This window comes from Flavobacterium branchiophilum FL-15, assembly GCF_000253275.1.
Taxonomy (GTDB): domain Bacteria; phylum Bacteroidota; class Bacteroidia; order Flavobacteriales; family Flavobacteriaceae; genus Flavobacterium; species Flavobacterium branchiophilum.
The window spans coordinates 2,744,547-2,764,482 of the sequence record NC_016001.1; the positions used below are offsets into that span (position 1 = coordinate 2,744,547).

Here is a 19,936-nt window from a genome sequence, read left to right on the forward strand (position 1 = left end):
TTAAAAAAACTAATTCTCAATTACTGTAAATAAAAAGGAGTTTTTGAATTTACAGTGAATAAATCACTTTGTAAAACTGTTGGTACGTTTGTTGAATTTGATGAATATTCACTTGTTGGATATATTAAACGATTTGGTCTCTTCGTTTGAGAAACCCCCTGAGGGACAGGAAATTTAGGATAACCTGTACGTAGATGGTCAAAATAAGGTTCAATACCAGTCCATTGCGATAATGCTAACCATTTTTGAGTCATGATAGCATTAATTTTATCAGTACTTCCAGACCATCCTAATCCTTGTTTTGAATTAGTAGTTGCAATATAAGATGCTGCATTCAAAGCAGATAATGTAAAGTCACCAAATCCAGTACTATAAAAAGTAAAAGATGCTGTAATACCTTGATTAAAAAGCGTTTGAGCGTTTCCAGAAATATAACCTCTTTGAACCGCTTCTGCTTGAAGGAAATAAGACTCCGCAGCTAACATTGCATAAGCATTTCTTCTAGTACCATTTGCATACAAATCACTCGTAGCAGCCCCCCAATAACCATGTATAAAATTATGTAACCTAGATTTTGCAACTGAAGTTTCCGTTCCTTGAACAGCTCCAGAAACAACACCACCTACTAATGAAAACATTCTTGAACGTCTTGGATCAACAACTCCAGTTGTTACTAAATCAGTTGATGACATTGTTCCATTCAAAACCTTTGCAATAAAATCACCCGCCGCATTAGCTCTATTAGATGATGTCCATGCTGTTTGTGCTACGTTTGTACCATAAACCCTAAACATTGGATTTGATTGAGCAGAAGTAGCTCCTGTAAAACCGGGATTATATGTAACATCTGAATCTATAAAATTCAAATCTAAAGCTGCAAATCTAGCATTTCGTAGAGCTATTAAAGTTGCATCAGTCGTATTTGAAAGTTTTAACAACATTCTTAACTCTATTGTATTGGCATATTTAATCCATTTATTCATATCGCCGTTAAATACAATATCTTCACCATGTGGTGTTACTGCATCTGAAGTAGCATTACTAATTTGAGTTCTTGCATCGTCTAATAATAATAATAAATTTTTATAGATTGCTTTATCATCATCATAAGCTGGCTGACTAATTGCTGTATTAAAAGCTTGAGAATATGGAGCATCACCATATAAGTTGATTATTTTCTCCATACCTTGTACTTTCATTATTTTAGCAATAGCAAAATAATTGGTATAATTAGGATACTTAACTTCATCGTCAATAATATCTTGCATATTATCAGTGTATAAAAATGTATCTTCCCACAGAAAGTCATAGGATCCTGAAGTGAAATTAAAATTATACGCTACATCAGAAGATGTAAAACCAGAATTCAATCCATACGTATAACTCATTTTGTTACCATACGAATTCATGGATATTACTTCTGTATTAAGTAAATTCAATTGGGCAGTTGCTAATCGTTGTGCGGGATTAATTTTATCAATCAAAGGATTGTTTGAAAAATCTTTATTTGGTTGATCTAAGTAATTTTCGCATGAAAAAAGAGTAGTTACTGCAATTAATGATAAAAATATTTTTTTCATATTGTTTTTTTTTATTTAATTAAAATCCTACATTTAATGCAAAACCAAATGTTCTTGTAGATGGATATTGAGCCACTTGAGAAAATCCTGAAGCTGCTGCATTTGTATTTGCTGCAGACGTTGTTCTCCTAGCTGCATTCGTAGTTGTTGCGTCATATACGCTTGATGCTTCTGGATCAGTATATCCTTTATTATTATTAGCTAAAATAATAATAGGGTTTCTAGCGTTAATACTAAACTTTAATGTTGTTAAACCTAATTTATCCGTATATTTAGCTGGTAATGAATAACTTAAAGACACTTCTCTTAATTTAAAAGCAGTTGCGTCAACTACATTATGAGCACCCAAACCAGCCAATGTATTGGCATAAGCAATACTACCATTTGATCCATATCCAGCCGCTGTGTAAACACTAGTATTTGGTTGTCCAGTTGTTGAAAGTACAGAATTGGGATAAATAAACCCTAAATCTCTGTCATAGTCTGCAGTTTCTTCTAAATGCCCAGACCATGTCATATTGTAAATTGTTTCAGAAAATAATTTTCCACCTTTTCTATAATCCATTGTAAACGATAATCCTATCCCTTTGTAATTGATAGAATTTGTTAACCCTAAAGTATAATCAGGTGTTACACGTCCTAAATTTTGTTGTACAGGATTAACAGATGGTAAACCCGTAGTAGCATTGATAATTACTCTTCCTTGATCATCTCTTAACCAATCTGACCCTTGTAAATATGGAAAAGGTTGACCTACAGTAGCTACAATTGCCCCATTAATACTTGAATTTGCGGCATCATTTACATTATATAATGTAACTGTTTTATTAGACCCTTCTAAACTTAAAACTTCATTTCTGTATGTCGAAAAATTTACACTTGTTGTCCAATTAAAATTATCTGTTTTATATGGTGCAAATGTTATACTAGCCTCTAATCCTTTAGTTGCAATGCTTCCTACATTAGCTAACTTTGACAAATTACCTGTTGATGTAGAAGTAGATACACTACTAATAGCATTCTTTGTATCTGTCTTAAACGCAGCAAAATCTAGTGTAACTTTATCATTAAACATTCCTAAAACAAAACCAGCTTCAATAGTTTTATAATATTCTGGTTTAATATTTGGATCTACAAATGAAAATTGATCATTAAATGAATTCCCCGTATTTGAAAATGGGAATCCAGTTCCTAATGATCCATAATTTAGTACTCTATAATTAGAAACTGCCGATGTATTTCCTACGTTAGTATAATTTGCAAAAATTTTCAAATAACTTATGTTGGCAGAAGTTAAGTCTTTCCATTTTGTTGGCATAAAAGAAACTCCCGCAGAAGGGTAAAAATAATCTCTATTTCCTGGTAATAATTGAGAAACATGTTCATATCTACCAGTTAAATTTAAAAATAAATAATCTTTATAAGAAAAATCAAAATTAGCAAATTCAGCAGTTGAAGTATATTCTGAAACTGAATTAACCAAACTACTAGGTGAATCTGGACTTAAAACATTTTGAATATGATACCAACCTGGAATATCTAAATTTTGCCCACCTTGAGATATAGTATTTGAAGTGTTTTTTCTCATATTATGACCAATCAAACCACTTAATGATAAATTATCTGTTAAATCATATTTTAAATCTAACATTAAATCTCCATAAAAATTTCGTGAATTTTGAACATATTGATAAAAGCTTGATACCTGTCCTATAGACCCAACACCATCAGCAATTGTTTCTATTAATTCATTTTGATATGACAATTGTTTAGAAATAGTATTTCTTATTCCTCCATTATATTTTAATGTTAAATTTTTATTAACATTGAATGAAATATTGGCCACAGTGTTATAAAAATCAACATTATCTTCTATTCTATTATTATCTCTTCTCCAAAAAGGATTGTTATAATACACTGTCCAACCTGCTTGTCCATCTCCATTATCAAATTGCCCAATTGGAATGTTTGCAGCTCCTTGTTGTAATTCTAATAAAGTAGTTCCAGCATTAGATTGATTTGTTTTAGACGTTCTATAATTGAATTGCCCATCTAACGCCCATCTCTTACCAGTTACTCCACCTTTAAACAAGAAATTACTTCTTTTAAAATTATCACCTTTTACTACGAAATCTCTCAATTGATTATCTGCACTAAAATTAGCATAAGCATTTTCAGACCCAACTCTAACAGCTACACCATTTTGAATGATACTTCCTGATTTATAAAACTGTTTTAAATTATCTTTAATACCAGTATAAGGAGCTTCAATAAAAGTTCCGTTTGGTTGTTGTAAACCTACTTGTCTAATAGATCCGTCAAATAATTCACCCCAACCTCCATTTTCCAAAGGATCCCATGCACCGCTCCATCCTTGTCCATACTTTAATTGTTTTTTAGGAACAAAAGAAATAGTTTCAAAATCAACTGCTGAATTGTACTCAACCGAAACTTTATCGCCTTTGACAGCTCTTTTTGTTGTTACAACAATTACACCACCAACTCCTAATTCTCCATAAATTGCCGCACCTTGAGCTCCTTTAATTACGTTCACACTTTCAATCATTGAAGGTGGCATAGAAGCAAAATTTTGTGCATTTGAAGGTACTCCGTCAATAATTATTAAGGCATCACCAGATGTGGAAAAAGATATAGGTGTTCTTAATTTCACAGTAGTATTACCATTAACACCATTAGATACATTGTTAATTTGTAATCCAGCTACTTTACCTGTTAAACTCCTAATTGCATTTGGATTAGCAGCTACACCCATCTCTTTAGCAGAAATTACAGTAAATGAGTTTGTAACTCCATCTTTCTTTTTCTTAATACCTAATGATCCTGTTACTACAACAGTCTCTAATTCCTTACCAGAGGCTAATTTTACATTATAATTGTTTGAAGTACCAACTTTAACAGTTGAATTGTTCATTCCAACATAAGAAAAAACTAAAACATCGCCTTGTTTGGCTTTAATAGTATATTTCCCATCTAAATCTGTTTGTGTGCTGTTTTTAGTTCCTTGAACTACAACATTTGCACCAGGTAATGTACCCGTAGCATCAGACACTACACCCGTAACAGTTTTCTCTTGTGCAAACGAAAACTGCATTGCCAACGCTAACAATAGCGTATAAATCCATTTGAATTTTGATCTCATACTTTTTTTATTTGAGTTAGTATTATGCAAACTTCTTAATTATTTCTTAATTAACCAAATATTAACACTCTTTTTTGTGTTTTTTTGAAATAATATTTTTTTATAAGGTTATAGTTTTTAATAATTGTTTAAAATTTATTATCTATTTTTGCCAAATATTCTATTTCTCAATGCTCAAATCCCATTATTACTCCATAATACTTGAAGCTGGCACAGATGAAGCTGGAAGGGGGTGCTTGGCTGGGCCTGTTACGGCTGCCGCAGTGATTAATCCCAATATATCTTTGGATATTGAGGCTGATTTGGATACAACTTATTGGTCTAAAATGAATGATTCCAAACAAATGTCGGAAAAAGATCGATTTTTTTTGAGACCTATTATCGAAAAACTGGCTGTTGCTCATGCAGTTACTCATATTGAACCAAACATTATTGACGAAATCAATATTTTGAACGCATCTTTATTGGCCATGAGAACTTGTATAGACAAATTAGAGCCACAACCTATATATATTATAGTAGATGGCAATAGGCCTTTAATCAAAAGTCCCATGGATGAAAATGGCATGAGACACTATAACAACATTCCTTTTTCGAGTATAATAAAAGGTGATGCAAACTATTTGAGTATTGCTGCGGCTTCTATTTTGGCCAAAACTTATCGTGATGATTATATGAATGTGATACACGAAGAATATCCGATGTATCATTGGGATAAAAACAAAGGATATCCAACAAAAGACCACCGAGAAGCCATAGCCAAATATGGTTTATCGCCCTATCATCGAAAAAGTTTTAAATTAAAATCCGACAACGCCATACAATTGGGTTTAGATTTTTAATAATATATAGGAGTAATAGAAAATTTTATAATTGTAATTTTTCTGCAAAATAATCACAAAAATCTTTCATTGTAGCTGCCATTTTTTCGTCGCCAGTAGCACGTTGAAAGGTGTCGGACATAGCCACAAGTGTTTGATGAAAAAACATTTTCATTTCGTCCACTGGCATATCTTTTGTCCAAAGGTCTATCCGCAACGACTCTTTTGCCTTACTATCCCAAATAGATAGCATGATAGCTTTTGACTCTTCCATAGAAACACCGCCGTCTCGGGCTGTCCAAAACAATTTTTCGGGTACTCTGTTTTCGTCTAAATCAATTAAAAATTTTATTTCGGAAGTATTTGAATCGCTCATTATTTTTTGGGTTTATATTTAGATTTTTCAAAAATAGCTTTGGCATCCATTGCCATGACGTCAGTTAGTTTGGTATCGTTATTTTCCATATATGACCTTACGATTTGCCAGCCTATCCAAGCACCTACACTACCAGGCGATTCGTTGTCTATTTCCAAATAAAATTTAGAAAATGGGGCAGGATTTACAAATCGAGGGGCCAATTTTGGATCGGTGTCATATAATAAATTATTGTCTATAAAAAACCGCCAAATATAGTTTTCGTTTTCCAAACACCAATTGATTTGTTCTTTTTTATATCCCATTTTGTCTTCGTCTGTCATATTGGGCAAAAATTTATCTTTCATATACAATATTTTTCCAGCATATATCATATAGGATAACAAATCTTTGTTGGATGGTGGTGCTATTTTTTGAATGGCAAAATTCTCAACTAAATCGGCAGGAATGCGCTGCGGTTCAAAATTTTGTTTGATATAATCAGGAAATTCATTTTGGTAAAAGCGATGGTCTTTTCCTAAATACAATTCGAGCGGAACAAGTATAATACTATCTGCATATATTGTTTTGAAATTATAATCCATTTCAGAAATAAGTGTAATTACTTTTGGATTTTGCGATTTAGGATAATAATATTTTATATGTTGTACTACATTTTCAATATCCGATTGCAATTTATCTGTATTGGGATATTTTTTTTGCACTTCCTTATAAAGTTCTTGCCAAAGTGGATTTGTCATTTTATTAGTCCAAACGGTATCAGGATTTCCGGCTGGGAAAAAATAAGGAAATTCAAGTTTTAATTTAGTCAAATTTGAGGGTTTTGATTCAAAAAATAATTTATCAAAACGAGTAATCTTAATGTTTACAACCGTTTTTTCAATGTCTTTTTCGTCTTTTGATTTATGATTACATGAATTAAGAAATAATGCCAATGCAATTAAAAAAAATATTTTTTTCATTATTTTAAATAAAAATTTGTTTTATTAATTTATTTTTTTGTTAATTTGTACTATAATTAATTTTCTTTTTAATACTAATCAATATAATTATGTATCAAAAAGTCTTTTTGCCTTAAAAAAGTTATTGTCTGAACAGAACTTTTATATATAAAATAAGCTTTGTAATCCTATAATAAGGAAGCTGATAAATAAATGATTATTTTTGCAAATATACAAAGCGAATTTTTAAAAAATAAAACATTATGACAAAAAAGAGTAAATTAAATATTGAATTAGTCAATAAAAATATAGTAGCATGGTTGAAAGACTATGCAACGAATGCAAAAATGAACGGATTTGTAGTTGGCATTTCGGGTGGTATTGATTCTGCCGTTACCTCTACATTATGTGCACAAACAGGATTGGAAGTATTGTGTGTAGAAATGCCTATCCACCAAGACCCCAATCAGGTGAGTAGAGGCAAAAAACATATTGACGATTTAAAAAATAGGTTTTCAAATGTTTCCTCAAAATTGGCAGATTTGACACCCGTTTTTGAAACATTTAAAAATCAAGTGCGTCAAGAAGTGGCCGATGACAAACAACAATTAGCATTAGCCAATTCAAGATCTAGGTTAAGAATGACAACTTTGTATTATTATGCAGGTATCTATGGATTATTGGTTGCTGGTACGGGCAACAAAGTTGAAGATTTTGGTGTTGGCTTTTTTACAAAATATGGAGATGGTGGTGTGGATTTAAGTCCGATTGCAGATTTAATGAAATCAGACGTTTACGAATTGGCATCATATTTAGGAATCGATGAAAAAATACAAAAAGCAGCCCCAACAGATGGCCTTTTTGGAGACGAAAGAACCGATGAGCAACAGCTTGGAGCTACTTATGAGGAACTTGAGTGGGCTATGTTGTTCATTGAAAACAATAATAATAAAGAAATACTCACAGAAAGAGAACAAAAAGTTTTGGAAATTTATAAGAAATTAAACACTACTAACAAACATAAAATGAGAGAAATTCCTGTTTTTAGACTTTAATCGTTTTTTTTTAACTTTTTAACGATAAAAATTTGTTTAGTAATATTTTATTATATACATTTGTAATCAAATTCTACTTATTAATAATTAAATGATAATACTATGATTAAAGTTTGTATTGCCGACAATTTTCCTATAGTGCATTATGCAACTAAGGCGTATTTTAAAGACAGCATTGATGTTACTTTGGTAGCCAATGTTAATTCATTTGCAGAAGCAAAAGCTGCAATAACACAATTCGATTACAATGTACTTGTAATTGATTTGAACATTCATGATTTGTCAAGTATTTTGGAAATCAAAGCTATGTTGAAAGACGATCCACAAATTAAAGTGGTTATCTACAGTGCTCTTTCAGAAAACATGTATGCTCCAAATGCATTGAAAATTGGTGTTAAAGGGTATGTTTCAAAAACAGAGCCTATCGAAAAATTAAGAAATGCAATTATCAGAGTGGCTCAAGGGGAAATCTTCGTTAGCGATGATATCCTTGAAACGATTGAAACTAATGCAAAAACTCCAAAAAGCGAAAGATTATTCAAAAAATTATCAACTCGCGAAATAGAAGTTTTACGTTATTTCAGTGCAGGTAAGAAAAACAAAGAGATTGCTCAAATTCTAGACCTTAACGAAAAAACTATTGGTACATACAAATTGCGTTTGTTGCAAAAATTAGATGTTACTAATTTAGTTGATTTGGTACACAAAGCTAAAGATTTAAAAATAGTTTAATTACTTGTTCGCATTCTTCCAATGCGGCGAGTTATAGTAACTTTTAGCTTATTATATTCATTAATCATAGATAAAATTTCGGTTTTGTCTATGATTTTTGGATTTAATACCTCTTGTATTAATTCTGTATTCACCTGTGTTATCAAGTGTTCTCTGTATGCAATTATAGTATCTGTAACTAATCTTTGCAAAACTTCTTCATTGTGCTTGTCTTTTACTACAACTTGTTTTTTGTCAAACCAGCCATGTAATTGGTATTTTTCATCGTCCATTAACAAATCTGTTAATACTTGCGAATATGCTGGCTGAACCGTATGGATATAATTTTTTGAATCCAATTGTTCATTTCTAAGATAAATCCCAACCAAATCTTCATAAATTCCTCTGAAAATATCATTTGAAAAGGCTACTTCATCTTCCTGAAGGTTCATATAAATGATTTCAAATATTTTGTTTTCAATTTTTTCGACTATCCATTTTTCTTTTCCTGTTTCGTCAATTTTTAAAAAAACATTGTCGTATTCAATTTTTTCATTTCCATAAAGCAATAATATCCCAATAATAGATTTTTCTAACTGATGCAATAAATCAACTTTGGATTCTTGTACCACTGGAGTGGCTTTTTGAACTTCAAATGTTTTGGTGTTTTTGATTTGTTTTTTTTGATCATCTGATAGGTTTTTTTGAAACATTTGTGCCAAAGTATTTTGCAATACTTGTTCAGAAATATCCATAATTCTAGAACACTCTTGGATATAAATTTCTCGTTGGATACGATCTGGTATTTTAGAAATACTAACGACCATATCCCTAATCAAATCCGCCTTTTTGATGGGGTCGTTTTGTGCTTCATCCATCAATAACGAAGCTTTAAATTGAATGAAATCTTTTGCGTTTTTTTCTAAATAAGAAGTTAAAACTTCATAAGTATTTTTTTTTGCAAAACTATCTGGATCTTCTCCATCAGGAAAAGTGCATACTTTGACATTCATACCCTCTTCTAAAATCAGGTCGATACCTCTAATCGAGGCCCTTAATCCAGCAGCATCACCATCAAAAAGTACCGTAATATTTTTGGTTAAACGGTTAATTAATCGGATTTGATCGGGTGTTAATGCCGTACCCGATGAGGCTACAACATTTTCAATACCCGATTGATGAAATTGAATAACATCTGTATATCCTTCGACTAAATAACAATTATTTTGCTTAGAAATGGCTTGTTTTGCCTGAAAAATACCATACAAAACTTTTGATTTATGATATATTTCGCTTTCTGGTGAGTTTAAATATTTGGCTGCTTTTTTGTCATTTGTCAAAATTCTACCGCCAAAACCTAATGTTCTGCCCGACATACTTTCTATAGGAAACATGACTCTGCCTTTAAATCTATCAAAAGGTCTGTCGTCTTTTGGAATGGATAGGCCTGTGCTAATCAAAAAGTCCAATTTGTAGCCTTGTCCTAGAGCTTCTTTTGTAAAGGCATCCCAAGTTTCGGGAGAATACCCAAGACTAAATTTTTTGATGGTTTCGAGTGTAAAACCCCTTTCTTTGAAATAAGTTAAACCAATTGCCTTACCTTCTTCGAGGTTTAATAATGTATTTTGGAAATATTTTTTTGCAAATTCAGATACTAAATACATACTTTCTTTAGCATCAAATTTCATTTTATCATCGTCGGATTGTATGGTTTCTTCCAATTCGATATTGTACTTTTTGGCTAAATACCTGATGGCTTCTGGATATGTAAAATGTTCGTGTTCCATCAAAAAGGTGACAGCATTGCCCCCTTTGCCTGAACTAAAATCTTTCCAAATTTGTTTGACTGGCGACACCATAAAAGACGGCGAACGTTCGTCTGAAAAAGGGCTCAATCCTTTTAAATTGGAACCAGCCCGCTTTAAATTTACGAAATCGCCAATTACCTCCTCTATTCGAGCAGTTTCAAACACGGTTTCTATTGATGATTTTGAAATCATATTTTTTTTTTTAGGACTAAATTCTATTTTAATTTGGCATTTTATAGGGATAGCATTGGAAATCCTTTTAGACCCCCCCCAGCCCCCAAAAGGGGTGTTGTCTTGCACGAATATAGTTTCTGAATGTGTAATCAAAAAAGATATTTTCACAATATTATATGTCTTTTGGAGTTCAATGAACGTTGTTTGAAACGGTTAGCCCGAGCCTTGTGGTTAGGCCCAAAAGCTGTTAAGCCTATTTGCTTTTTTAATTAGAATTTAGCCGATTTTAGTATTAAATTAGTCCTGCTCTTTTCAAAAGAGCTTCGGGTTTTGGTTCTTGTCCTCTAAATTTTTTGTACAACTCCATTGGATGCTGCGTTCCACCCTGCGAAAGTACATGATCTTTAAATAATTGTGCTATTTTTGGATTAAAAACACCATTTTCTTTAAAAAATTCAAACGCATCGGCATCTAAAACCTCTGCCCATTTGTAGCTATAATAACCCGAGGAATAGCCTCCTTGAAAAATGTGTGAAAAAGACACGCTCATGCAGTTTTCATCTACATCTGGATAAAATGTTAATGGATCAAATACTGTTTTTTCAAATGCTTTAATATCTTGAATTTTGGACGGATCATTGGCATGAAAAGCCATATCCAACAATCCAAAACTTAACTGACGCATGGTGGCCAATCCTTGTTGAAAACTGGCACTTTCTTTAATTTTTTCGATATATTCTTGTGGAATCACTTCGCCTGATTGATAATGTTTTGCAAATAGGCTTAAAGCCTCTGGTTCATAGCACCAATTCTCCATGATTTGACTAGGCAATTCTACAAAATCCCAATATACAGATGTTCCAGACAAGCTCGGATAGGTAGTATTGGCTAAAATACCATGTAATCCATGTCCAAATTCATGAAAAAGAGTCGTTACCTCGTTGAATGTAAGCAATGACGGTTTGGTATCGGTAGGTTTTGTAAAATTGCAAACATTTGAAATGTGAGGTCTTTCGTTGGAGTGGTTTTGAATCATTTGACTTTTAAAAGAAGTCATCCAAGCACCATTTCGTTTGCCTTTTCTTGGGAAAAAATCTGCATAAAATAAAGCTACAAAATTGTCATCTTGATCGACAACTTTATACGTAATTACATCTTGATGGTATTTTTCTATATCGAATATTTCTACAAATTGTATTCCGTATAATTTTTGGGCAATGGTAAATGCACCTTGTAAAACATTATCGAGCTTGAAATAAGGCTTCAACATTTCGTCGTCTAATTGAAATAATTTTTGTTTCAATTTTTCGGAATAATAAGCACTATCCCATTTTTCGAGGGTTTGAATACCGTCTAATTCCAAAGCAAATTGAGATAATGCTTCAAACTCTTTTTGGGCTGCAGGTTTTGCTTTTAATACCAAATCATTAAGAAAAGTAATGACTGTATTAGGATTTTTAGCCATTCTTTCTTCCAAAACAAAATCAGCATGTGATTGATACCCTAATAATTGGGCCCTTTCAAAACGTAAATTGGCAATTTGTAACGTAATTTTTTGATTATCAAATGGGTTGTTTTGAAAAGCTTTTTTGCCTGCTGCAATCGTTATTTCTTTTCGCAACTGTCTATTTTCAGAATAGGTTACAAATGGAATATAACTTGGATGGTCTAATGTAAAGACCCATCCCACAACATTTTTTGCTTTTGCTTCAGCCTGGGCTGCTTCAATTACTCCTTCGGGCAAGCCTTTTAAATCCTCGACATTTGTAATATGCAGCATATAGTTGTTGGTTTCCGCCAATACATTTTCGCCAAAAGTCAATTTCAATGAAGACAATTGAGTATCAATTTCACGTAGTTTTGATTTTTGATCTTCGTTTAACAAAGCTCCATTTCTTACAAAATTTTTGTATTTGTTATTCAAAAGTGTCAATTGCTCTGAATTTAGGTTTAATTGATTGATTTGGCTGTAAACGGTTTTGATTTTTTCAAACAATTGTACATTTAAAGTGATATCATTACTAAACGCTGTTAATAAAGGTGCTATTTCTTGGGCCAATTGTTGCAAGGCATCGGACGTTTCTGCTGCATTAAGGTTGAAAAAAAGACTTGAAATTCGGTCTAATTTGGCACCCGAAAATTCCAATGTTTCTATCGTATTCTGAAAACTAGGGCTTTCATTTTGATTCAAAATTGCCTCTATTTCGGCTTTTGCTTCCTCAATAGCTTGTAAAAACAACGGTTTAAAGTCGTCAATTGCTATTTTAGAAAATGGAGTACTGTCAAATTTAGTTTGATAAGGAAAAGTTATTGGCGTCATTTTCATTTTTTTTATTATTTTTCAAAAAAAAGTCATTAAATTGTTGTTTAATAGATAAAACTTTTTATATTTGTACCGAATTATTTTATTTATTATTTTTTTTTAAATTAATTTTGAAATTTATTTTTTTTACACCCAAATAAAAGATATTTTAATTTCATTATTAATAGATTTTCAGGAAGTCCCTAATTAATTTTAGGGACTTTTTTTATTTTAAACTTTTTGATGCCTTTATTACGGATTCTTTTAATGTTTCTTTGTACAAAATTATTTTATCTAAAACTCTATTGTTTTGACTTCCAATAATTTGTGCGGCTAAAATGCCCGCATTTTTTGCACCATTAAGTGCTACAGTAGCCACAGGAACACCGCCTGGCATTTGCAAAATGGACAAAACAGAATCCCATCCATCGATAGAATTGCTAGATTTTACGGGTACTCCGATTACGGGCAACGGACTCATGGAAGCGACCATTCCGGGCAAATGTGCTGCACCACCAGCCCCTGCAATAATGACAGAAATGCCTCTTGTATGTGCGTTTTTACTGAAATCAAATAATTTTTCGGGCGTTCGGTGTGCCGAAACAATATCGACTTCCGTTTCGATTCCAAATTCTTTTAAAATGTCGATGGCGTCTTGCATAACGGGCATGTCCGAGATGCTTCCCATGATGATGGCTATTTTCATATCAGCCCCCTATCCCAAGCCCCCCATCCCCCGAAGGAGGAGTAGCTACACTGGGAAATCCTACTAGGGGTGAGTAGGGTTTTTAATGGTTTTAATTTTATGGAACAATGTTCCAAATATCAATATTGAATTCTTCTTGAATGGCTCTTAAATAGGAATACGTTTTTTTTTATATTTTACTTTCTTTTGAAAGTAAAACAATTAAATCATTGGTATCAACCTCATTGGTTTGGCAAAATATTTTTCTCCTGAATAAATTGTCCTATTTTCAAAATCTTTATGAAAAAAGTTGGTAACAAAAACAACAAGGCTAAAAAATGACTACCCTTGTTATTTTTGGTTATATTCTAATTAGTACAGCAAATTAGATGAAGCCAATTTTAGGCATTCCTACAAGGGTCGGGCTATCCGTTTCAAACAACGTTCATTGAACTCCAAAAGATATATAATATTGTGAAATAATCTTTTTTGACACCCATTCAGAAGTTGTATTTGTGCAATACTCCTTCCCTTTTTTTGTGTAATGTCATTAGGTTAAGTAATATTTTGTCATTTCGACCAAAGGGAGAAACGTTAGTTCAGCGAAGCTAATTCACATAACGAGAACAACTAATGCGATTCCTCCTTCGTCGAAATGACAAAACAGTGTCTATATTAACTTAATGACATTGCCTCTTTGGGGACAGGGGGCTTCTAAAGAATTTCCACTACTTTCCCTAACGCAAAATGCTGTTAATATTAGAATACAACCTTATTGTTTTAATGCTCACTGCTGTTGAAAAAGCTTAATAATTCGTCAAAATCCAAATCGTATAATTGCATTTGCCGTTTCTTTTCTTTCAATTTGGCTTTTATGGCTTTGGTAAATCCATTTTTTAATTTATATTTTTTTAATAATTGTTATGTTATTTCAGTTTTTTCTTCTAATTCAATATTAAATTTTTTGATTTTGTTTAAAATTGTTTGTTCTTTTATCGCATAAAAATTTTGATAATAAAAAGACGTGTCTTCATAATTGTTTTTAATTTTCCAATTTTCAACTTCCAAAAGATTGATTTTTTCGTTTAATTGTTTGATAATATTTTTTTGATTTTTTTCATTTAATGTCAACCCCACTGTATTTTCTGGGTCAATCATGATCCAAAGTGATAAAATTTCATAATAATCTCTGTTTTCCCAAGCTGTGGTTAAGCTTTTCATCAAACTTTCTTTTGCTAGTTTATCTTCATCAGACTTGCATAAATCAGGATGCACTATTTTGGCTAATTTTTTATACAATTTTTGAAAATCAATATCTGTTTTTTCAACCTTTTCCTGTGCTGCTTGTTGGGTTTCAAAAGCGGCTTTTTCGTTGATTTTTTCGTGAATTTTTTGTTTAAATTCTGGCGAATTAAAGTCATTACAATCAAAATCATCTGGATCCACATCTAAACCCATTTGTTCCATCATCATTTCGAAAGCTATTCTATTAAGGTCTTCGTTTTCTTGTTCTTGATTTATCAATAATTGTTGAAAAAATACCGTAGTTTTTTCTCTTAATTTATCAGAAACACCACCAAAATTTTCTATAAAAATCAATTCATTTTGAATAATTTCTATTATTATTTCCACTTCATCTTCAGAAAAAAGATCTTCTGATGTGTTATCAATTAAAAACTCAATATGTTGTTCCTTGATTGCTAAAAAAGTGGTTATTTTATCTTTTGCAACATCATTAAAAAGGTTTTTTAAATAGATAATTTTACCCAATAATTTTTCATTATCTGCTTTTAATTTTTCTATTTTGAGGCTTTTTTTGGCAATGTCTTCCATTTTTTTGTTCTTCTTTTCGCCTTCAGATTGCTTCAGAATAATTTGAATTTTATCAGTCATGTTATTGGGTTTATGAATTGAAATATGATTTTACAAAAATAATAATTAAATGTTTAACCCCACTATTACAAACTCAAAATATCTTCGGCTACTATATTTGGAAGTGTAACTTTGAGCAACGGCTGTTGTTGCATAGCCCGTTTGATGGCAAAAATAGCCCCTTCGTTTCTGGCCCAGTTTCTACGAGCAATGCCGTTGTTTACATCCCAAAAAAGCATGTTTTCTAGTTTACGGGAAGCTTCGGGAGTACCGTCGAGCAACATACCAAAGCCCCCATTGATAACTTCGCCCCACCCTACTCCACCACCATTGTGGATAGACACCCATGTGGCCCCTCTAAAGCTGTCGCCAATAACGTTTTGAATGGCCATGTCGGCGGTATAACGAGAGCCATCGTAAATATTTGAGGTTTCTCTGTAAGGCGAATCTGTACCAGATACATCATGGTGATCCCTACCCAAAACAATATAACCAATGTCGCCACGAGCAATAGCTTGGTTAAATGCTTCGGCTATTTTTATACGACCTTCGGCATCGGCATAAAGGATTCTGGCCTGTGAACCAACAACCAATTTGTTGTTGCTTGCTCCTTTAATCCATTGGATGTTATCGGCCATTTGCTGTCGGATTTCTTGGGGAGCATTGGCCATCATGCTTTCCAAAACCTGACAGGCAATAGCATCTGTTTTGTCTAAATCTGCGGGGTCGCCCGAGGTACAAACCCATCTGAAAGGGCCAAAACCATAGTCAAAACACATGGGCCCCATAATGTCCTGCACATAGCTAGGGTATTTAAAATCTATATTATTGTGTGCCATTACGTTGGCTCCTGCTCTGGAGGCTTCGAGCAAAAAGGCGTTTCCATAATCAAAAAAGTAAGTTCCTTTTGCAGTATGTTTGTTTATAGCTTCGGCATGACGGCAAAGAGAAAGTTGTACGGCTTGTTTGAACTTTTCGGGTTCGTTGGCCATCATTTCGTTGGCCTCTTCAAAAGAAATTCCTACGGGATAATAGCCTCCTGACCAAGGGTTGTGCAACGATGTTTGGTCGGAACCTAAATCGATAGTTATATTTTCTGCATCTAACTTTTCCCAAACATCTACCACATTACCAAGGTAAGCAATAGAAACCGATTCGTGGTTTTGTAAAGCCAATCGAACCCGAACTACGAGCTGATCCAAATCGGAAATTATTTCGTTTATCCAACCTTGAGTATGCCTAATGTTGGTAATTTTTGGATTTACCTCGGCACAAATGGTAACACAGCCCGCAATATTTCCAGCTTTTGGTTGTGCTCCAGACATGCCGCCAAGTCCAGAGGTTACAAATAAACCGCCTTTTGGTGATTTTTTAATTTTTCTGAAACCATTTAAAACCGTTATGGTGGTGCCATGTACTATGCCTTGAGGGCCAATGTACATATAACTACCCGCTGTCATTTGACCATATTGCGACACACCTAGAGCATTCATCCGTTCCCAATCGTCTGGTTTTGAGTAGTTTGGAATTACCATCCCGTTTGTAACCACAACCCGTGGAGCATCAATATGTGATGGGAAAAGTCCCATTGGATGCCCCGAATACATGACAAGCGTTTGTTGGTCTGTCATTTCAGACAGGTATTGCATAGTAAGCAAATACTGAGCCCAATTTTGAAAAACAGCTCCATTGCCACCATAAGTAATCAACTCGTGGGGATGTTGGGCAACGGCATTATCCAAATTGTTTTGAATCATTAGCATAATGGCCTTTGCTTGAAGAGATTGACCTGGATATTCTGAAATTGGTCGGGCATACATTGTATAATCTGGTCGAAAACGGTACATATATATCCGTCCAAATTGTTCTAATTCGGCCTTAAATTCGGGTAATAACTCGGCATGATGTTGGGCATCAAAATAACGAAGTGCGTTGCGAAGAGCCAATTTTTTTTCTTGATCAGTTAAAATATCTTTCCTTTTTGGAGCATGGTTGATAGTTGCATCAAAAGGTTTTGGATTGGGCAAACTAGATGGAATACCTTGTTTGATATGGTCTTGAAAATTCATAACAAAATGTTTATTTTTTGTTTCAAATATAAACATTTTTTTTATTTTAAATTTTTTAACAAAAGGCTTTTTGAAAAAATTAACTATTAGGGATAGCCAGGTATAAAAATGTCTGATTAATAAAACGACTAACTCACAAAATTTTGTTAAGGATTAAACTTCTTAAACTATTGATTGTCCTATGTCTATAAATTTTAATTAATACTTAAATAATGAAAAAAATCGTTTTATTAGCAATGATACTTGTTGGGACAACAGGTTTTGCACAAGAAAGAAAACACCGACCAGAAAAAGGTGGTATGGAGCAAATGTCTCCTGAAGAAAGAGACGAAATGCGGTTGAAAAGGCTAACAAAAGACTTGAATTTGGACACCAAACAACAAGACCAAGTAAGGCAATTGATGGCAGAGCAAGGCAAAAAAAGAGCGGCAATGATGGACGAAAGAGCCAAAATAATGGAAGCCAAAAAAGCCGAAAGAAAAGCCATGAGAGACCAAATGCAAGCAGAAAGAGATGCCGCAGACCAACAATTGAAAACTATTTTGAATGCTGACCAATGGGCCAAATTTGAAAAAATAAAAGCCGAAAGAAAAGACAAAAGAGAAGCTTTTAAAGCCGAAAAACGAGACCGTGGTCACGAAAAAAAAGAAGCCATGATGGAGAAATAAAAAATAAATTTTGATTTTAATGAAATATTTTTTAATTTTGATTAATTATTTCACTAAAAAAATATATTATGAAAAAAATAATAGCTGCTTTTACATTATTTATGGCTTTTTCGATGGGGGCTTTTGCACAAGAAAACAAAGCTACCAACGAACAATTAGCTAAAAATCAAGCCGTTACGATGGTAAAGTTTTTGAATTTGGACGAAAACAGAATTGAAGAGTTCAAAAATTTGTTTTTAATGAAAGAAGAGTTGATGAACAATCCAGAAGCTTCAGACGATCGTAAAAACATTATGAGCCAAGTGGTTGCTGCAAAAATTCAGGCTTCGATAAATGGCAAACAATTAGAAAAATTAGTTGCCAACACAGCCTTGTACAACCAACTAGTGGGTACTGATAAATTGAAATCTAAAAAATAATTTGGTGTCGTAACACCCCATTTTTTACTGATGTCTTTGTCAAAGTGTAGCACTTTGACAAAGATTTTTTTTTATACCAAACGGCGTTAATTTCCCAATTCTAGTTGATTTTTTACTAAATTGAAATAATCGGCTTTGTTTTGTACTAGTTGTGCGTGGTTGCCTATTTCTGCAATTTCTCCATTTTTGAGTACTATAATTTGGTCGGTATTTTTAACGGTGCTTAAACGATGGGCGATTATTAGAACGGTTTTTCCTTTAAAAAATAGTTGCAAATTATCGTGTATGATTTTTTCGTTTTCGGCATCAAGTGCCGATGTGGCTTCGTCAAAAAATATATAATGAGGGTTTTTATAAACCGCTCTTGCAATAAGAATCCTTTGCTTTTGACCGCCTGAAATTCCATTGCCCGATGCTCCAATTTTAGTATTATAGCCCAATGGTAATGCGTTTATAAAACCTTCTATATTGGCTATTTTTACAGCGTTTAGTAGCTTTTCTTTATTGATGTTTTCATCGCCTGTGGCAATATTTCTTTCGATTGTATCAGAGAAAATGAAACCGTCTTGCATGACTACACCACAATTTTTACGCAAACTTTTGGGCGAAATGTGGTTGATGTTTTCGGAATTAAAAAATAAATCTCCTTGTGTGGGCTCATAAAATTTTAACAACAATTTCATCAAAGTGGTTTTTCCGCTTCCGCTTGCTCCAACTATTGCGGTTATTTTTCCATCGGGAATTGTGAAATTAATATCTTTTAGTACAAATGGAGATTTTGGCCCTTCGTATTGGAATGATACGTTATTAAATTTTATTTCTGATTTTTGAATATGATTGTCAGATATTAAAATTGTTTTTTGATTTTCTGATTGTTCTTCGGTTGGGTGGTTTTGAACCTCATTTAAACGCTCTAAACTCAATTTTGCATCTTGAAGCGAGCGGAAGAAACTTACTAATTGATTGACTGGGGAATTCATTTGACCAACGATATAGGAAACGCTCAATAGTTCGCCCAATGTCATCTTGCCTTTTACAACTAATGTGGCCGCAAGAAAAGTAACCAATATGTTTTTTATTTGATTAATAAACTCAAAGCCTGTAAGCTGAATTTGGTCAATTTTTAAAATTCTAATATTTATTTTAAAAAGTTTATGTTGTATCTTCCTGTTATTTGTTTTTTTTAGGGGTTACAAATTTTATCAATCATTCCCATTTATTATATAAAAAATTATTTTATTAATACCCAATTCTCGATTTTTCGTCTTCGTTGGAAGTTTTTCTTTGTTTATCTT

Annotated in this window: 14 protein-coding genes and 1 pseudogene; 5 read left to right on the forward strand and 10 right to left on the reverse strand. The window is 32.9% G+C overall.

Going from position 1 to position 19,936, the window contains the following annotated elements; all coding sequences use genetic code 11:
- Positions 1-20: 20 nt before the first annotated feature.
- Positions 21-1,580 carry a SusD/RagB family nutrient-binding outer membrane lipoprotein gene (locus FBFL15_RS11880; RefSeq protein ID WP_014084824.1) on the reverse strand — a complete coding sequence of 520 codons (1,560 nt, stop codon included), beginning with the start codon at positions 1,578-1,580 and terminating at the stop codon, positions 21-23.
- A 19-nt stretch (positions 1,581-1,599) separates the two neighbouring features.
- Positions 1,600-4,740, reverse strand: coding sequence for a SusC/RagA family TonB-linked outer membrane protein (locus tag FBFL15_RS11885; protein ID WP_014084825.1), 3,141 nt, complete (start codon positions 4,738-4,740; stop codon positions 1,600-1,602).
- A 170-nt stretch (positions 4,741-4,910) separates the two neighbouring features.
- Here FBFL15_RS11885 and FBFL15_RS11890 point away from each other — a divergent pair, with 170 nt between their 5' ends.
- Positions 4,911-5,582, forward strand: coding sequence for a ribonuclease HII (locus FBFL15_RS11890; RefSeq protein WP_014084826.1), 672 nt, complete (start codon positions 4,911-4,913; stop codon positions 5,580-5,582).
- 25 nt (positions 5,583-5,607) lie between these two features.
- Here FBFL15_RS11890 and gldC read toward each other — a convergent pair whose 3' ends face one another.
- Complete coding sequence (gene gldC, locus FBFL15_RS11895; protein ID WP_014084827.1) at positions 5,608-5,937, reverse strand: gliding motility protein GldC; 330 nt, start codon at positions 5,935-5,937, stop codon at positions 5,608-5,610.
- Positions 5,937-6,899 (reverse strand): gliding motility lipoprotein GldB, encoded by a 963-nt coding sequence (gene gldB, locus FBFL15_RS11900; protein WP_014084828.1) that lies wholly within the window; start codon positions 6,897-6,899, stop codon positions 5,937-5,939. Before gldB ends, gldC begins: the two co-directional genes overlap by 1 nt.
- Before the next feature lie 242 nt (positions 6,900-7,141).
- Between gldB and nadE the strand changes: the two genes are divergently transcribed.
- Entirely contained in the window at positions 7,142-7,933 is a 792-nt protein-coding gene (gene nadE, locus FBFL15_RS11905; RefSeq protein ID WP_014084829.1) for an NAD(+) synthase, read from the forward strand.
- A gap of 102 nt (positions 7,934-8,035) precedes the next feature.
- Positions 8,036-8,665, forward strand: a complete 630-nt coding sequence (locus FBFL15_RS11910; RefSeq protein ID WP_014084830.1) for a LuxR C-terminal-related transcriptional regulator — start codon at positions 8,036-8,038, stop codon at positions 8,663-8,665.
- Here the strand turns inward: FBFL15_RS11910 and dnaG are convergent.
- From dnaG to FBFL15_RS11935, 5 genes are all read right to left on the reverse strand, one after another.
- Positions 8,662-10,644 (reverse strand): DNA primase, encoded by a 1,983-nt coding sequence (gene dnaG, locus FBFL15_RS11915; RefSeq protein ID WP_014084831.1) that lies wholly within the window; start codon positions 10,642-10,644, stop codon positions 8,662-8,664. The genes FBFL15_RS11910 and dnaG overlap by 4 nt on opposite strands.
- A gap of 274 nt (positions 10,645-10,918) precedes the next feature.
- The gene (locus FBFL15_RS11920; protein ID WP_014084832.1) at positions 10,919-12,946 is read right to left on the reverse strand and encodes a M3 family metallopeptidase; all 2,028 of its coding nucleotides are present in this window, start codon (positions 12,944-12,946) and stop codon (positions 10,919-10,921) included.
- A gap of 208 nt (positions 12,947-13,154) precedes the next feature.
- Positions 13,155-13,634: a 5-(carboxyamino)imidazole ribonucleotide mutase gene (gene purE, locus FBFL15_RS11925; protein WP_014084833.1), complete on the reverse strand. Its 480-nt coding sequence runs from the start codon at positions 13,632-13,634 to the stop codon at positions 13,155-13,157.
- Positions 13,635-14,534: 900 nt separating this feature from the next.
- Complete coding sequence (locus FBFL15_RS11930) at positions 14,535-15,506, reverse strand: J domain-containing protein (protein ID WP_014084834.1); 972 nt, start codon at positions 15,504-15,506, stop codon at positions 14,535-14,537.
- 65 nt (positions 15,507-15,571) lie between these two features.
- The gene (locus FBFL15_RS11935) at positions 15,572-17,554 is read right to left on the reverse strand and encodes a urocanate hydratase (protein WP_014084835.1); all 1,983 of its coding nucleotides are present in this window, start codon (positions 17,552-17,554) and stop codon (positions 15,572-15,574) included.
- 212 nt (positions 17,555-17,766) lie between these two features.
- On the opposite strand from FBFL15_RS11935, the gene FBFL15_RS11940 reads away from it, so the two are divergent.
- Together FBFL15_RS11940 and FBFL15_RS11945 are read left to right on the forward strand one after the other, a co-directional pair.
- The gene (locus FBFL15_RS11940) at positions 17,767-18,222 is read left to right on the forward strand and encodes a hypothetical protein (RefSeq protein WP_014084836.1); all 456 of its coding nucleotides are present in this window, start codon (positions 17,767-17,769) and stop codon (positions 18,220-18,222) included.
- A 68-nt stretch (positions 18,223-18,290) separates the two neighbouring features.
- Complete coding sequence (locus tag FBFL15_RS11945; protein WP_014084837.1) at positions 18,291-18,641, forward strand: hypothetical protein; 351 nt, start codon at positions 18,291-18,293, stop codon at positions 18,639-18,641.
- A gap of 86 nt (positions 18,642-18,727) precedes the next feature.
- Here FBFL15_RS11945 and FBFL15_RS11950 read toward each other — a convergent pair.
- Positions 18,728-19,804: pseudogene (locus FBFL15_RS11950) on the reverse strand (peptidase domain-containing ABC transporter); the annotation flags it as partial.
- Between the last annotated feature and the right edge of the window lie 132 nt (positions 19,805-19,936).

What these genes read in the sequence shown, in the direction of transcription:
- FBFL15_RS11940 (WP_014084836.1), top strand. Translation starts at nt 17,767, where the DNA reads ATGAAAAAAATCGTTTTATTAGCAATGATACTTGTTGGGACAACAGGT.
- gldB (WP_014084828.1), bottom strand. Translation starts at nt 6,899, where the DNA reads ATGAAAAAAATATTTTTTTTAATTGCATTGGCATTATTTCTTAATTCA.
- FBFL15_RS11910 (WP_014084830.1), top strand. Translation starts at nt 8,036, where the DNA reads ATGATTAAAGTTTGTATTGCCGACAATTTTCCTATAGTGCATTATGCA.
- purE (WP_014084833.1), bottom strand. Translation starts at nt 13,634, where the DNA reads ATGAAAATAGCCATCATCATGGGAAGCATCTCGGACATGCCCGTTATG.
- FBFL15_RS11890 (WP_014084826.1), top strand. Translation starts at nt 4,911, where the DNA reads ATGCTCAAATCCCATTATTACTCCATAATACTTGAAGCTGGCACAGAT.
- FBFL15_RS11880 (WP_014084824.1), bottom strand. Translation starts at nt 1,580, where the DNA reads ATGAAAAAAATATTTTTATCATTAATTGCAGTAACTACTCTTTTTTCA.
- FBFL15_RS11945 (WP_014084837.1), top strand. Translation starts at nt 18,291, where the DNA reads ATGAAAAAAATAATAGCTGCTTTTACATTATTTATGGCTTTTTCGATG.
- FBFL15_RS11885 (WP_014084825.1), bottom strand. Translation starts at nt 4,740, where the DNA reads ATGAGATCAAAATTCAAATGGATTTATACGCTATTGTTAGCGTTGGCA.
- FBFL15_RS11930 (WP_014084834.1), bottom strand. Translation starts at nt 15,506, where the DNA reads ATGACTGATAAAATTCAAATTATTCTGAAGCAATCTGAAGGCGAAAAG.
- FBFL15_RS11935 (WP_014084835.1), bottom strand. Translation starts at nt 17,554, where the DNA reads ATGAATTTTCAAGACCATATCAAACAAGGTATTCCATCTAGTTTGCCC.
- dnaG (WP_014084831.1), bottom strand. Translation starts at nt 10,644, where the DNA reads ATGATTTCAAAATCATCAATAGAAACCGTGTTTGAAACTGCTCGAATA.
- FBFL15_RS11920 (WP_014084832.1), bottom strand. Translation starts at nt 12,946, where the DNA reads ATGACGCCAATAACTTTTCCTTATCAAACTAAATTTGACAGTACTCCA.
- gldC (WP_014084827.1), bottom strand. Translation starts at nt 5,937, where the DNA reads ATGAGCGATTCAAATACTTCCGAAATAAAATTTTTAATTGATTTAGAC.
- nadE (WP_014084829.1), top strand. Translation starts at nt 7,142, where the DNA reads ATGACAAAAAAGAGTAAATTAAATATTGAATTAGTCAATAAAAATATA.